Source organism: Pseudomonas sp. NPDC086581 (assembly GCF_044746165.1).
In the GTDB taxonomy this organism is placed as follows: Bacteria; Pseudomonadota; Gammaproteobacteria; order Pseudomonadales; family Pseudomonadaceae; genus Pseudomonas.
The window spans coordinates 399680-413457 of sequence record NZ_JBIVBR010000004.1 but is presented as its reverse complement, the minus strand read 5'-3'; the positions used below and the strand labels follow the sequence as shown (position 1 = coordinate 413457).

Below are 13778 nucleotides of genomic sequence, written 5' to 3'. Positions count from 1 at the left end.
GCGGGCGATTCACGCCCCGCGCGACCGGCACCTTCAGAGCCGGTCGCTTCTCTCCAGCATCGCCAGGCAGGCATCCGCCGGCACCGGCTGGCTGATCAGGTAGCCCTGGATCTCGTCGCAACCGTGGGCACGCAGGAAGCGCAGCTGTTCGGCGTGCTCGACACCCTCCGCCACCACCTTCAGCTCCAGGCTGTGCGCCATGGCGATGATCGCGCGGGTGATCGCCGCGTCCTCGCCGCGTTCGGACAGGTCGCGGATGAAGGTCTGGTCGATCTTCACGTAGTCCACCGGGAAGCGCTTGAGGTAGCTGAGCGAGGAATAGCCGGTGCCGAAGTCGTCGATAGCCAGCTTCACCCCCATTTCGCGTAGTTGGCGGAAGGTCGTGGTGACGCTCTCGACGTTGTCCAGCAGTTGGCTTTCGGTGAGCTCCAGCTCCAGCAGGTGCGACGGCAGGCCGGTGTCCTCCAGCACGGTCCGCACCAGGTCGACCAGGTTGCCGGTGCGCAACTGGTGCACCGAGAGGTTGACCGACACCCGCAGCTCGCGGCCCTGAAGCTGCCAGGCGCGTGCCTGCTTGCAGGCGCGGCGCAGGACGAACTCGCCGATAGCGCCGATCAGCCCGGTTTCCTCGGCCAGGCCGATGAAATCGCCGGGCGGCACCATGCCCATCTCCGGGTGCCGCCAGCGCACCAGCGCCTCGGCGCTGTCCAGGCGCTCGTTGGCAAGGTTCAGCTTGGGCTGGTAGTGCACGTCCAGCTGGCCTTCGTCGATGGCCTTGCGCAGGCGGGTTTCCAGCTGCAGACGCTCCAGGGTGCAGGCCTGCAGGTTGTCGGTGAAGAATTGGAAGGTGTTGCCGCCCAGGTGCTTGGCATGCTGCATGGCCATGTTCGCCTGGCTCATCAGCGCGGAGATTTCCCAGGCGTTGTCCGGCAACAGACTGATGCCGACCGAGGCGCTGATTACCAGCTCGTGGCCGCCGACGGTCATCGGCGTGCGCAGCTTGGCCAGCAGACGGCTGGACAGCCGCGCCAAGGCGGCGAGGCTGGCGTAGGAGTCGATCAGTACGGCGAATTCGTCGCCGGACAGCCGGGCGATGGTGTCGGCCTCGGGCACGGTCTGGGTCATGCGCCGCGACATCTGCCGCAGCAACTGGTCGGCGACTTCGTGGCCGAGGCTGTCGTTGAGCAGCTTGAAGCGGTCCAGGTCGATCAGCAGCAATGCCGCCGTGCGACCTTCCTGGCGCGCGCGCTGGCTGGCCTCATGCAGGCGTTCCTTGAACAGCGTACGGTTGGCCAGCCCGGTGAGTTCGTCGTAGTGCGACAGGTAGCGCAGGCGCTCCTCGGCGTCGCGGCGAGCGGTGAGGTCGGCGAAGAAGCCGACCACGTGGGCGACCTGCCCGCGTCCGTCACGCACCACATTCAGTTGCAGCCATTGCGGGTACAACTCGCCGTTCTTTCGCGTTTCGATCAGCTCGCCCTGCCAGGTGCCCAGGCGCTCCAGATCGGCACGGATCGACTGGTAACGGCGCAGGGCCTCCGCCGACCCCATCAGCCGAGCGACGTTGTGCCCCAGCACTTCCTCGCGGCGATAGCCGGTAAGACGGGTGAAGGCCTCATTGAGGGCGATCAACCGGTAATCCGGGTCGAGGATGATGATGCCTTCGCTGGCGGCCTCGAACACCGTGGCCGCCAGGCGCTGTTCTTCCTCGCGCAGCTTGCGCGGGGAGATATCGGCGCGGGTGCCAACCATCCGCGTGACCTGTCCGCGGTCGTCGCGCTCCATCACCCGGCCACGGTCTTCCACCCAGACCCAGTGGCCGGCGGCGTGGCGCACGCGGTATTCGATGCGGTAGCCGTCGGTGCGGCCCTTGAGATGCTCGACCAGTGCGCGGCGCAGCAGCGGCAGGTCATCGGGGTGCAGGCGCGGACGCAGGTCGTTGCGCACGCTCTTCACCGCGTCCTGGGTAATCCCGAAGATTTCTTCCAGGTGTGAGTGGTGCACTTCGTCAGTCAGCAGGTTCCAGTCCCACAGGCCCAGTTCGCTGGCTTCCAGCGCCAGGGCCAGGCGTGCCTCGGTGTGGCTCAGTTGGGCGCTGCCCGCCTCGACCCGCTCCTGCAGGGCATCGCGGGCGCGGCAGAGTTCGCGTTCGGCGCGACGGCGCTGCTCGACTTCGCGTTCCAGATCCTGGTTCAGCGCCTCGGTCTGCGCCTTGGCGCGCTCCAGGTGCGCCACCAGCGCCTGGGCCTGGAAACGTCGCAGCAGGCCGACATGCACCACCCGATGAATCTGCCACGCCACCACCAGCAGCGCGGCCAGCAGGATCACCCCGAGCACGCCCCAGCCTTGCTGCAGCGGGTTATCGCTGATCAATAAATAGGCAATGGACGGAAAAAGGCAGGGCAAGGCGAAGGTCAGGAAGGCCGGCAGGCTGACCGCGTAGGCAACACTGGCGGAGAGGATCGCCGCGGCGATCAGGCCGAATACCAGAGATTGCTGGAGGAAGGCGTCCGGCGGCACCAGGGCTATGGCGGCGAAAGCGAGAGTCAGCCCCGAGGCGCCGGCGCCGAACAGGAAGGTACGCTGCCAGTGCGGGCTGGCCTGGCGTTCGGCAGGAGCGGCGTTGAAGGCAGACACCTGGATCAGCCGCAGCACGGCCAACAGCACGAGCGAAACCAGCCAGCCGGCTAGCAACCCCGGTTTCACGTAATCCCACAGCAATCCGGCGCAGGCCAGGCCGTTGAGCAGCATGAGCAAGGTCGGCACCCGCGAGCCCTGATAGAGCAGGCGCGTGCGTTCGACGGCAATTTCGTGAGCGTACTGCTGGCGGATCTCGGCATGGCTCACCGGGATCGCCGAAGGCTCTACATAAGCGGTCATAGGCGTTTTTCTTGTAGGTGTCAGGCCTAGGCGTCGGCGGAGCATACCCGAGGAGGTAGCCCCGCCCAAGCAGGATGATGGCAATTGGCTGCGTACCCGCCCAACTTTCGTCGGGAAGACGCCGGACGGCGGGCGGGTTTGCCGGGGAAAACCGCCCGTCGGTAGAATGCCGCCCCATGAACGATGACATCTCCTACCTGCTCAACTCCCTCAATGACCCGCAGCGCCAGGCCGTGGCCGCGCCGCTGGGGCGCCAGCGCGTGCTCGCTGGCGCCGGGTCCGGCAAGACCCGCGTGCTGGTGCACCGTATCGCCTGGCTGATCCAGGTCGAGAACGCCTCGCCGCACAGCATCCTGGCCGTGACCTTCACCAACAAGGCCGCCGCCGAGATGCGCGCGCGGATCGAGCAGCTGCTGGGGATCAACCCGGCCGGCATGTGGGTCGGCACCTTCCATGGCCTGGCGCACCGCCTGCTGCGCGCGCACTGGCAGGAAGCCGGGTTGCCGGAGAACTTCCAGATCCTCGACAGCGACGACCAGCTGCGCCTGGTCAAGCGCGTGGTGCGCGAACTGGGCCTCGACGAGCAGCGCTGGCCCCCGCGGCAGGCGCAGTGGTTCATCAACGGCCAGAAGGACGAGGGCAACCGCCCGCAGAACATCCAGGCCGGCGGCGACCTGTACCTGGCGACCATGGTCAGCGTCTACCAGGCCTACGAAGAGGCCTGCGCCCGCGCCGGTGTCGTCGACTTCGCCGAGCTGCTGCTGCGCTCGCTGGACCTCTGGCGCGACCGTCCGAGCCTGCTGGAGCACTACCAGCGGCGCTTCCGCCACATCCTGGTGGACGAGTTCCAGGACACCAACGCCGTCCAGTACGCCTGGCTGCGCTTCCTCGGCAAGGGCGGCGAGAGCCTGATGGTGGTAGGCGACGACGACCAGTCGATCTACGGCTGGCGCGGCGCGAAGATCGAGAACATCCAGCAGTTCGGCGATGACTTCGCCGGCACCGAGGACATCCGTCTGGAGCAGAACTACCGCTCCACTGGCACCATCCTCAAGGCTGCCAACGCGCTGATCGCCAACAACAGCGGGCGCCTGGGCAAGGAACTGTGGACCGACGGCGTCGACGGCGACCCGATCACCCTGTACTCGGGCTTCAACGAGCACGACGAGGCGCGCTACATCGTCGAGACCATCGAGGACGCCCTGCGCAAGGACGGCCTCAAGCGCAGCGACATCGCCATTCTCTACCGCTCCAACGCCCAGTCCCGCGTGCTCGAAGAGGCGCTGCTGCGCGAGAAGATTCCCTACCGCATCTACGGCGGCCAGCGCTTCTTCGAGCGTGCCGAGATCAAGAACGCCCTGGCCTACCTGCGCCTGATCCGCCTGCGCGACGACGACGCCGCGCTGGAGCGGGTGATCAACGTGCCGCCGCGCGGCATCGGCGAGAAGACCGTCGAGGCGATCCGCAACGCCGCACGCCACAACGGCACCTCGATGTGGCGCGCGATCAACGACGTGATCGCCGCCAAGGCCGTGGCCGGCCGCGCCGCCAGTGCGCTCAATGTGTTCCTGGAAACCGTCGACCTGTTGGCGGTGAAGGTCGAGGGCCTGCCGCTGCACCAGATGACCCAGATCGTCATCGAGCAGTCCGGCCTGATCACCTACCACAAGGAAGAGAAGGGCGAGAAAGGCCAGGCCCGGGTAGAAAACCTGGAAGAACTGGTCAGCGCCGCCCGCGCCTTCGAAACCCCGGACGACGAGGACACTCCGCCGCTGGTGGCCTTCCTCGACCACACCGCGCTGGAGTCCGGCGACACCCAGGCCGATGCCTTCGAGGACAGCGTGCAGCTGATGACGCTGCACAGCGCCAAGGGCCTGGAATTCCCGCTGGTGTTCCTCGCCGGCGTGGAAGAAGGCCTGTTCCCGCACAAGATGAGCCTGGAGGAGCCCGGCCGCCTGGAAGAAGAACGCCGCCTGGCCTACGTAGGCATCACCCGCGCCATGCACCGTCTGGTCATGACCTACGCGGAAACTCGCCGCCTGTACGGCAGCGAGACCTACAACAAGGTCTCGCGCTTCGTCCGCGAAATCCCGCCGAGCCTGATCCAGGAAGTGCGCCTGTCCAACTCGGTGAGCCGTCCGCTGTCGGGCAACCAGCGCAGCGGCAACCTGTTCAGCGGCGCCAGCGTACCGGACACCCCGTTCAGCCTCGGCCAGTCCGTGCGCCACCCGCTGTTCGGCGACGGCGTGATCCTCAACTTCGAAGGCTCCGGCGCCCAGGCACGGGTGCAGGTGAACTTCGACAGCGAGGGCAGCAAGTGGCTGATGATGGGGTATGCGAAGCTGGAGGCGATCTGATCCCACCTCACGCCGCACTCAACCTGTAGGCGAACTCCATCGACTTGAATCGCGGCATGACCCGCCCCTGCGGCGGAGCCGGGCCGGGCCATGCCCGCCGCCTTCTGTTCCGACCGGAGGGCTCGCTCCGAATCGATCACCGTCCCGGGCAGATGGCCTGGTCCATGTCGCCAAGGGCGTAGCCATCCTGTTGCGGCATGAGGAACTTGCCGACCAGCAACGGCCGGCCGATCCTTCCGGCATAGCGATCCATCCCGGAGCTCGATGCACCGACGTAGGTCGGCTGCGTCATCGCTTCGACCGTTGCCACGCGCGGCATGGGCTGGTCGGCGGTCAAAGCCGTCTTGCCGTTGACGTAGATCACCAGCTTGCCTTCCTCCTTGCCCGGGAAGGGGAAAGTCGAGACCGGCTTGATGTTGAAAGTGGTCACTACGGCGTTACAACCTTCCCGCCAGTTCACCGGGCTACCCTCGAAGCGGCTGCCGCCGTGAGTCACCACCAGACGGCCCCGCTCCAGGACGAGGCTCCAGAGGCCAGGCTGTTCCACAAGTACCTGGCGCCCCATGCCGACACTGCGGATAGCTCCCAGACCGAGGCTATAGCCGCCGAACACGGGCGAACGCTGATAGTCCCGTCCGCTCAGATAAGCCGGTGCCGCGCCTTCGGCAGGGTGCCACTCTAGGGGAACCGGGCGCGCGTGGCGCTCCCAACGGCGGATCAGATCGGAGGCCTCTTCCTTGCTGAAGGGCTTCAGCGTCGACAGGACGGTCTTCGCACCATCCACAGGGCCGGAAACCGAACGGCTCTCCAACTGCGAGAACAGGTTGCGATAGAACAGCCCTCGCCCCGGAATATGCCCGCCGTAAGTCATGCCCCATCTCATCACATCTGCCGCCCAGTACAGCTCGTCGACCTCGGGCAAGGGCGCGCCGGATTCAAGCTGCGGGGAAAGGTCGCGCCCGCTCAGTCCCGCAGGCGCCTTGCCGCCGACCATTCCGATCAGCGTCGGATAAAGATCGGTGATCCGCGAAATGCCGATCACGTCCCGGTCATTGGTGTGCCCCGGCCAGATCATCATCAGCGGAGCCCGCACGCCGCCCTCGAAATAAGTGGCCTTGGTGCCGGTCAGCGGATAATTACTGTCGCGCGCAATGTTCGGACTGCCGTTATCGCTGGTAAACACGATCAGGGTGTTGTCCAACTGTCCGCTGGCCTTGAGCGCGTCGAGCAATCGGGCAACGTTATGGTCGAGTTGCTTGAGTACAGCGAGGTAGCGCCCCGCCTCGGTATCGGGAAACTGCTGGCGATAGGTTTGCGAAGGCTCGAAAGGATGGTGGGGCGATAGCAGCCAGAGATTGATGAACCAGGGCTTGCCCGCTACCTGCCCCTGGTCGATCAGCGAGATGGCCTGGTCGGTCAGCAGGTCGTCAAGGTGCCCCTTGTACTGGATCGGCGGGCCGTCGTCGCGCTCCAGCCACGGATCATTGAAGGTGGGCTTGCGCCGGATCAGTTGCCCCTGAGCATCCGGGCCCTGCAGAACGAAATGGTTGAGCATGCCGAACCAGTCATCGAAACCCTGGTGGTTCGGACGAATCTGCAGATACTCCAGCCCTTCTCCGACATGCCACTTGCCAAGATGGTGAGTGCTGTAACCCAGCGCACGCAGTGACTTGGGGAGGGTTTCCAGATCGGGTGAAAGCCCCAGGCCATCGGGCTCGAAGCCGATCCCAACCGGGTCCCGACCGGTCATCAGCGCGGCGCGGCTGACCGAGCAGGTGCTATCGGTATAGTGCTGCCGGAAACGCAGCGACTGGCGGCTGAGCTGGTCCAGAGTAGGCGTCGGTGCCTGACCGTCTCCCCAGGAGGCGATGTCGTTGTTACCCAGGTCGTCGGCGAGGATGAAGAGAATATTGGGTTTCTCGGCTTGATCCTGAGCATTGCTCACAGGGACCATGGCAAGCAGAATCAGCCAGGCAATGACAAGTCGGGTCGTGAGCGCAGACGCCGCTCGCGTGGAAAAGAACAACATTCAGTGAATCCCCGAAAAATGCTTAAGAATCTTTTCGCGCCAAAGAGCAACGGCAATATCAGCGCCCCATCCCATGGACTGCTGCTGGATTATCGCGCGCTGATGGCCGGGGTTGCCGACCAGGCACCGCACTATGCGGGCAATGCCCCCTTCCCGCATATCGTCATCGACAACTTTCTCCCGCCCGCCACCTTCTCCAGGCTGCTCGAAGAGTACCCGCACGACCAGGCCGATCCGCTGTGGAACAATGCGACCCACACCGACAAGGCCAGCGGCGAGTACGTGCAGAAGGACAAGCGCAATATCCGCGATCCCCTGCGCATGCCGCCGACCTATCGTCAGCTGTTCTGGGAGCTCAACTCCCACGGTTTCCTCGACTACTTGTCGCAGCTCAGTGGCATCGCCAACCTGATCCCTGACCCGAACCTGCGTGGTGCCGGGATTCACCAGATCGCCCGCGGCGGATTCCTCAAGGTGCACACCGACTTCGCCACTCACCGGGATTTCGGCCTGGACCGCCGACTGAACGTGCTGATCTACCTGAACGAAGAGTGGCCCGACAGCTATGGCGGCCACCTCGAGCTCTGGGACACGGAGATGGCCGGCCCCCCTCGGCGTGTGCTGCCGATCGCCAACCGCTGTGTGGTATTCAGCACGACCGCCAGCTCGTTCCATGGGCACCCACATCCCCTCACCTGCCCGGAGGACGTCTATCGCCGCTCCCTGGCACTGTACTACTACACCAACGGCCGCCCCGAAGGCGAAGCTCAACCCGGCTTCGCCACCCACTGGCGTGATGTTCCCGCCTGACTGCAATCAGGCGTCAGCGGCACGACGCGCCCAGGGGGCGCGTCCAGAATAGGTCGCCAGGTGCGACTTCAGACGCAGGAAGGGCATCTCTACCAGTCGATAGCTCAGCCATGCCAGGGCCCAGGACAACACCAGGCTCAAGGCAATGCGCATCAGGTAGACGTCGGCATTCGCGTCCAGCGTCAAGCCGGTAGCTTTCAATGGATACAGGCAATAGAACTGCACCGGCACATGGATCAGGTAGAGCGAGTAGGAAATCCGTCCAAAATGATCGGCCAGCGGATTGACCAGCATCGCCTTGATCCGCCAGCTCAGCGCCAGCAACCCGAGCATCACGCCGCCCCAGAGCAACGACTCGATGTTGTGGTACATCGGCAAGGCTTGCAGGGCATTGCGCTCTCCGCTCAGGGAAAACCACAACCACAGGCGCACCAGCCCCAGCAGGCAGGCCGTCAGCAGGCCGAAGGCCACGAAGGAGCGACGGCTCAACCAGGCGTATCCCGCGCTCAGGCTGAATCCGGCACAGAGCGCTCCCACCAGGAAAGCACCCGCGCGACCGAACAAGGAGTTCTCCCAGGGATTGGACGGCGACAGCCAGCCCGGCGAATGGAACAGGTAGACGTGGGCCGCGGCCCAGGCCAGCAGCGCGCCTCCCACCAGCCAGCGCCCGGCGCGAAAGCGCACTAACCACATGACCCAGGGCAGCAACAGGTAAAACTGGATCTCGGTACACAGCGACCACCAGGGCACGCTGAAGGGGAAGGCCTGGAAACCTATCGGGATGAACAGCAGAGCCTTGAGCGCGACCACCTTCTGCGTCATGAACCAGGCCAGCAGCACTGCCGCGTAATAAAGCGGCACGATGCGGAAGAAACGTGCCGAGTAGAAGCGCCGGATGCTCACCTGCTGTCCGTTTCGCAACCCCTGCAGAAACGGCCGCGCCAACAGGAACCCGCTGAGCACGAAGAACAGGGTGACGCCGGTATTTCCGCCCCCCAGCAGGGTAACCCAGGCAGGGTTGTCCGGGCGCCCTGCCAGGCCGAGGATTCCAAAGTAGTGGAAGCCCACCACCAGGAGAATCGCCCAGCCCCGCAGCGACTCCAGCTCTGGCAGGTAGCTGCCCGGCTGGCGCAGGCCGGCAGGAGAGTCGGAGCGCTCGCTCATGCCTCAGTTCGCCGGCTGCTGCTGGCCCTGGGTGAGGCGCTTGAGTTTGCGGGTGTTCTCCAGATGCTTGCTGGCATGCACGTAGAAAGCACGCAAACCGGCCCCCTCATCGGCCTTGGCGTCCTTGAACAGAAGCTTGATCAGCGAGTGGTCATTGCTGCGATCGCCGCCGGGCTTGCGCAGCACGCCCAGGCCGAAGCCGTGGTTGAAGGTGAAGGTCTCGTGCTGGTCGCGGGTCTCGTCCCAGAACTTCCAGGCGCCGAAGTCCTGTACGCGGGCCATGACATCGTGGAACAGGATGATGCCGCCCGGTTTCACCTTGGGATACCAGTTGGCGAAGTCGGCGCTGACCGCCTCGTAGGTGTGGAAACCATCGATGTGCAGCAACTCGATGGTGTCGTCGTCGAAGTGCTTGAGGGCATCCTCGAAGAACATCCGCATCAGGTAGGAGAAGCCGTGGTAGTTCTGGCGGTTATGGTTGTTCACCGCATTGAATACCGATTCGTCGTACTTGTCGGTGTGGGCATCGCCCTCGAAGGTGTCGACGGCGTAGCAGACGCCATCGATCTCGTTCTCCTTCATGGCCTGGCAGAAGGTGAAGTAGGACAGGCCCTTGTGCGTGCCCAGTTCCACCAGCAGCCTGGGTCGCAGCGCAGCCACTATGTCGTAGCCGAACGGCAGGTGGTCAATCCAAGTGCTGAAGACCATGTGCAGCGGCTCGAAGTGGCGCACCGATGGCGGCATATAAACAGAAGTCATACCGGCAAAGCCTCCGAATATTTAGTTTTAGAAGAGTACCGATTCTTCAGTGAGAGGACTGGTTTTTCGATCAGGCAGTAACTCAGGTGGGCCAGCGCAAGCGCCAGCGCCAGGCCCAGAAGCAGCCTTGGCCAGACCGGTGCGCCGGCAGCATTGCCATATGACAGGCAAGCCACCAGCACCGGCTGGTGAATCAGGTAGAGCGAATAGGAAATCCGCCCGAGATAGCGCAATGGTCGGCCGGGCAGACCACCGCCAAGGCCTGGCGTCGATAGCATCACCCAGGCTACGGCGCCCCAGAGCAGGCTTTCCGGAAGCACGATCCAAGGCTGCCGCCAGGAGAACTCGACGACACCGTGCTCTACGGTGATCTGCAGGAAGATGGCCAGCACAACGACAAGCAGGAGCAACACACTTGCTCCTGAAGCGGTACTCAGCGTTGGCAGTCGTTGTTTGGTCAGTAGCCAGCCGATTCCCATGCCCAGCAGGAACACCGGCAGCTTCCCTGCCAGGGACAGGGCCCAGTAGATGTTGCCCAGCAGTCCGAAGGAAACCCAGCGCAAGGTGACAGCAATGAACAGCGCGAGCCAGATCAGCAGTGCGCCCGCGGCCAGCCGGCGATCAAATCCTAGTACCAGAAAGAACAGCGGCAGGAACAGGTAGAACTGGACCTCCGTGGCGAGGCTCCACCAGACATTGCTGAATACGCCAACGTCATAGCCCCAGGCGAGGAACACCATCGCAGCGGGCAGCTGCTCGTAACGCCCGGTGACCAGCACGGCCACCAGCACCGCCAGATAATACGGCGGAAGAATCCTCAGGGCCCGCTGCAAGGCGTAACGCTTCAGGTTCATTGTCCGGCGTTCGCTTAACGCCAGGAAAAAAGGGCGCGACACCAGAATTCCGCTGAGCAGGAAGAACAGGCTGACACCACTGTTCCCTGCATAGACGTAGGCCAGCCAGTAGCTGCCACCGGCAGGCGGGACGAAACCAAAGGCTGCGGTCACCCCGTGGTAGAGCACCACAAGCAGTATGGCGACACCGCGCAGGTCGTCGAGCACCGCAATCCTTGCGTCGGCCATGACAGTCAGCGCCTGGCCTCGGCGCTCTTCTGCAGATCATCCTGGAAGGGATGCTCACCGCGCGCCGCAAAGCGTCCGAATCGATCCTGCGCCCGCTCCGCCGAGCGTTGCAGATAGCGCTGTGCCGGCGCCTTCACCTTGCCCAGCAGAATCGGCTCGACCGTCGGCGAGCGGAAGGGCTCACCGAGCAGCTCGCACAGCTGCTCCTTCTGCAACTCCAGAATCCTATCGCGCCCGGTCACCTCCGACGTGGTCACGCCACCGTGCAACTGATGGAACGAGCCCTCACCCGCCAGCATGAACAGCTGGGTTCGCGGATGCACGGCCAGAGCGCGATAGATGAACAGATTGAGGGCCCCTCCTCCGGGCATGTCGAAGCGTTCGTCTGCATTGCCGACTTCGGCCAGCCTCTGGGCGGAAACGAACAGGCAATTGCACTCCATGAATGGCTGGAAGAATCCGTTGGGATTCGCGCCACTCCAGCAGGAAATCTCGAACAGCCGATAACCCTGGTTGCGCCAGTCGATCTTCTCCAGCAGCGCCCGCTCGGCATCCTCGCTGTAACCACGGCTGAGATGGAACTGCTGCTCATCCTCGCCAAGGTGGTAGCCCGGCACTACGACCAAGGCATCCTCATTCATGCGCAGGGCCATCAATGCATAGTGGAGCACTCCGGGAGTCACCATCCGCGCGCCGTCGATCATCAGGCCGATGAAACTTCCCCGCGCCTGCGCAATACCGAAATTAATCGAGGGTGCCGGCGATACGCCCTGTTCATCGCGCAGGTAGTAGCGGAAGTTGCCGGGCAGACGCGCGATGGCCTCGGCATCCATGTTCCGCTGTGAGCGGTTCTCCACCAGAATCACTTCGTAGTCGTCGGAATCGACGCCCTGCTGGTAGTCCGGTGCCAGGCTGAGCAAGGTATTGAACGCCTGGCGCGGCATGTCGTAGGCGATGACGATGATCGACAGCAGCGGACGCCGCTCATGTAACAGGCTCATATCGCCTGTACCCGGCTCAGCGAATGGTTGAGGAAGCGGAAGATGTGCGGGTGTGCCGAGCCCAGCAGGATCGGCTGCACGCTAGGCGGATTGCGGTTCTCGCCGCGGATCTGCTTGTCCTGCTCGTCAAGCAGCTTGTAGATGCGCTCGCGCTCCTCGCGCAGCGTGCCGGTGGTCACTCCGCCATGGAACTGGTGGAACGAGCCCTCGCTGTAGAGCAGATAGAACGGCGTCTTCGGGTATTCCAGCAGACGCTTGTAGAGGTCCAGGTTGGCATTGCCGCCGCCGAAGTCGTTGTAGCGCGGATTCACCCCGCCCAGCGCCTTCCATTTGCGCATCGACATGCCGATAAAGTTGCTTTCGTAGTTGGCCTGGAAGAAGCCGCCCTGGCACGAGCCACTGAGCACTGCGATGTCGAAGAGGCGGTAACCGTTGCTGGGCCACTCGATGCTCTGCAGCAGCACCTGTTCGGCATCTTCGTTGTAGCCCTCGTTCACCGCGACCTGCTGAAGTTTGTGGCCGATGTGGTAGCCAGGCACGGAGACCGCCGCCTCCGCATCGAGACGGAAAGCGTCCAAGGCATGACGCAGCACACCGGGCGAGAGCATGCGCGCGCCGTCGATCATGATCGCGACGTGACTGCCGCGGGCCTGAGCCGCGCCGAAGTTGATCGCGTGCACCGGCGTACGCTCGGTTTCGTTGCGATGGAAATAGCGCACGTTGCCTGCGTGCCGGGTGGCACGCTCGCGCCCCAGCAGCCGGTCGGAATGGTTCTCGACGACTATGACTTCATAGTCACGCTCGTTCACACCATGCTGGTAGGCAGGGCTGAGCGACTGCAGCGTCTTCTCGGCCTGATCTGGCATCTTGTAGACAATGACCACGACGCTCAGACGCGGCGCGCGACGAAAGATGGGCATGACACAACCCCCGGATCAGTGAGCGATGGCTTTGAGAGCCCGGTACATGGCATCCAGCTCGGGCGCGAGTGCCTCGTCGCCGTGCCGATGATGTTTGAGTTCGGAACTGAAGAAGCGCTCCGTGGCTGGCGGCTGCAGGCCAAAGCCACGCAGCACCTCGTCCAGCTGGCGGTGCAGGCTTTCCTCGTCCTGGTCGAAGCACAGCACCGGGAATTTCACCCGTGCGTGCAGTTCGAGCAGACGGGCGTTGTAGGCCTTCCACAGGCCCAGGGCCTGTTCACGCGGCATGCCGCCACGGGCCTGGAGGGAGTCGGCGACCGCCGAAGGGTGGCGGAAGATGCCGACAAAACGCAGCTGCGGGATGAGCTCCAGCCAGCCTTCGACGGCCAGGAGTGCGCGCGGGTCCTTGAACCCCCAGCGTTTCACACCGTCATAACCGTCGATCAGCTCGCGGGCAGCGACGTATTCGGCCTCGGTCCAGATCGGCGCCACGCTGGGCGGATTGTCCCAGGCATGGCCACGGGCGGCGAGCAACGCATCGTGGAACGCGACAATATCGCCGTTCTCGCGGTTGCCCTTCAGATTGTGGGGATTCCAGGTGCTGTGCTTGCCCAGCTCCAGGCCGGACTCCTGCAGGGAGCCAGTGAGGAAGCTGGTGCCGCTGCGGTGCATGCCAACCACCATCAGCACTAGGTCTTCAGCGGGCTGGGGAGCTTTGCGGGAGGAACCGAACAAGACATCAAATAGGCGCATACCAGCTCTTTTTTCTTATGTTTGGG

General features: G+C 64.1%; 10 protein-coding genes. 2 read left to right on the top strand and 8 right to left on the bottom strand.

The window, feature by feature from the left end; all coding sequences use genetic code 11:
• Positions 1-33: 33 nt before the first annotated feature.
• On the bottom strand, positions 34-2877 hold the full coding sequence (locus ACIPK7_RS11605) for an EAL domain-containing protein (protein WP_401087790.1): 2844 nt from the start codon (positions 2875-2877) through the stop codon (positions 34-36).
• Between the two features lie 176 nt (positions 2878-3053).
• Here ACIPK7_RS11605 and uvrD point away from each other — a divergent pair, with 176 nt between their 5' ends.
• On the top strand, positions 3054-5234 hold the full coding sequence (gene uvrD / locus ACIPK7_RS11600; RefSeq protein WP_081519077.1) for a DNA helicase II: 2181 nt from the start codon (positions 3054-3056) through the stop codon (positions 5232-5234).
• Between the two features lie 136 nt (positions 5235-5370).
• Here the strand turns inward: uvrD and ACIPK7_RS11595 are convergent, their stop codons facing one another.
• Positions 5371-7263, bottom strand: coding sequence for a sulfatase (locus ACIPK7_RS11595; RefSeq protein ID WP_192435470.1), 1893 nt, complete (start codon positions 7261-7263; stop codon positions 5371-5373).
• Between the two features lie 18 nt (positions 7264-7281).
• Here ACIPK7_RS11595 and ACIPK7_RS11590 point away from each other — a divergent pair, with 18 nt between their 5' ends.
• Complete coding sequence (locus ACIPK7_RS11590; protein WP_225615010.1) at positions 7282-8073, top strand: 2OG-Fe(II) oxygenase; 792 nt, start codon at positions 7282-7284, stop codon at positions 8071-8073.
• Between the two features lie 6 nt (positions 8074-8079).
• On the opposite strand, the gene ACIPK7_RS11585 is transcribed toward ACIPK7_RS11590, so the two are convergent.
• Genes ACIPK7_RS11585 through ACIPK7_RS11560 form a run of 6 tightly spaced genes read right to left on the bottom strand, consistent with a single transcriptional unit; the run spans position 8080 to position 13752 of the window.
• On the bottom strand, positions 8080-9237 hold the full coding sequence (locus tag ACIPK7_RS11585; protein WP_401087787.1) for an acyltransferase family protein: 1158 nt from the start codon (positions 9235-9237) through the stop codon (positions 8080-8082).
• Positions 9238-9240: 3 nt separating this feature from the next.
• Entirely contained in the window at positions 9241-9996 is a 756-nt protein-coding gene (locus ACIPK7_RS11580; RefSeq protein WP_192435472.1) for a class I SAM-dependent methyltransferase, read from the bottom strand.
• Positions 9993-11078, bottom strand: coding sequence for an acyltransferase family protein (locus tag ACIPK7_RS11575; RefSeq protein WP_401087785.1), 1086 nt, complete (start codon positions 11076-11078; stop codon positions 9993-9995). Before ACIPK7_RS11575 ends, ACIPK7_RS11580 begins: the two co-directional genes overlap by 4 nt.
• A gap of 5 nt (positions 11079-11083) precedes the next feature.
• The gene (locus ACIPK7_RS11570; RefSeq protein WP_192435474.1) at positions 11084-12079 is read right to left on the bottom strand and encodes a glycosyltransferase; all 996 of its coding nucleotides are present in this window, start codon (positions 12077-12079) and stop codon (positions 11084-11086) included.
• Positions 12076-12999, bottom strand: coding sequence for a glycosyltransferase (locus ACIPK7_RS11565; protein ID WP_401087783.1), 924 nt, complete (start codon positions 12997-12999; stop codon positions 12076-12078). Before ACIPK7_RS11565 ends, ACIPK7_RS11570 begins: the two co-directional genes overlap by 4 nt.
• A gap of 15 nt (positions 13000-13014) precedes the next feature.
• Positions 13015-13752, bottom strand: coding sequence for a sulfotransferase (locus ACIPK7_RS11560; protein WP_225615011.1), 738 nt, complete (start codon positions 13750-13752; stop codon positions 13015-13017).
• Positions 13753-13778: the final 26 nt, after the last annotated feature.

What these genes read in the sequence shown, in the direction of transcription:
- ACIPK7_RS11595 (WP_192435470.1), bottom strand. Translation starts at nt 7,263, where the DNA reads ATGTTGTTCTTTTCCACGCGAGCGGCGTCTGCGCTCACGACCCGACTT.
- ACIPK7_RS11575 (WP_401087785.1), bottom strand. Translation starts at nt 11,078, where the DNA reads ATGGCCGACGCAAGGATTGCGGTGCTCGACGACCTGCGCGGTGTCGCC.
- ACIPK7_RS11570 (WP_192435474.1), bottom strand. Translation starts at nt 12,079, where the DNA reads ATGAGCCTGTTACATGAGCGGCGTCCGCTGCTGTCGATCATCGTCATC.
- ACIPK7_RS11605 (WP_401087790.1), bottom strand. Translation starts at nt 2,877, where the DNA reads ATGACCGCTTATGTAGAGCCTTCGGCGATCCCGGTGAGCCATGCCGAG.
- ACIPK7_RS11590 (WP_225615010.1), top strand. Translation starts at nt 7,282, where the DNA reads ATGCTTAAGAATCTTTTCGCGCCAAAGAGCAACGGCAATATCAGCGCC.
- ACIPK7_RS11560 (WP_225615011.1), bottom strand. Translation starts at nt 13,752, where the DNA reads ATGCGCCTATTTGATGTCTTGTTCGGTTCCTCCCGCAAAGCTCCCCAG.
- ACIPK7_RS11565 (WP_401087783.1), bottom strand. Translation starts at nt 12,999, where the DNA reads ATGCCCATCTTTCGTCGCGCGCCGCGTCTGAGCGTCGTGGTCATTGTC.
- ACIPK7_RS11580 (WP_192435472.1), bottom strand. Translation starts at nt 9,996, where the DNA reads ATGACTTCTGTTTATATGCCGCCATCGGTGCGCCACTTCGAGCCGCTG.
- ACIPK7_RS11585 (WP_401087787.1), bottom strand. Translation starts at nt 9,237, where the DNA reads ATGAGCGAGCGCTCCGACTCTCCTGCCGGCCTGCGCCAGCCGGGCAGC.
- uvrD (WP_081519077.1), top strand. Translation starts at nt 3,054, where the DNA reads ATGAACGATGACATCTCCTACCTGCTCAACTCCCTCAATGACCCGCAG.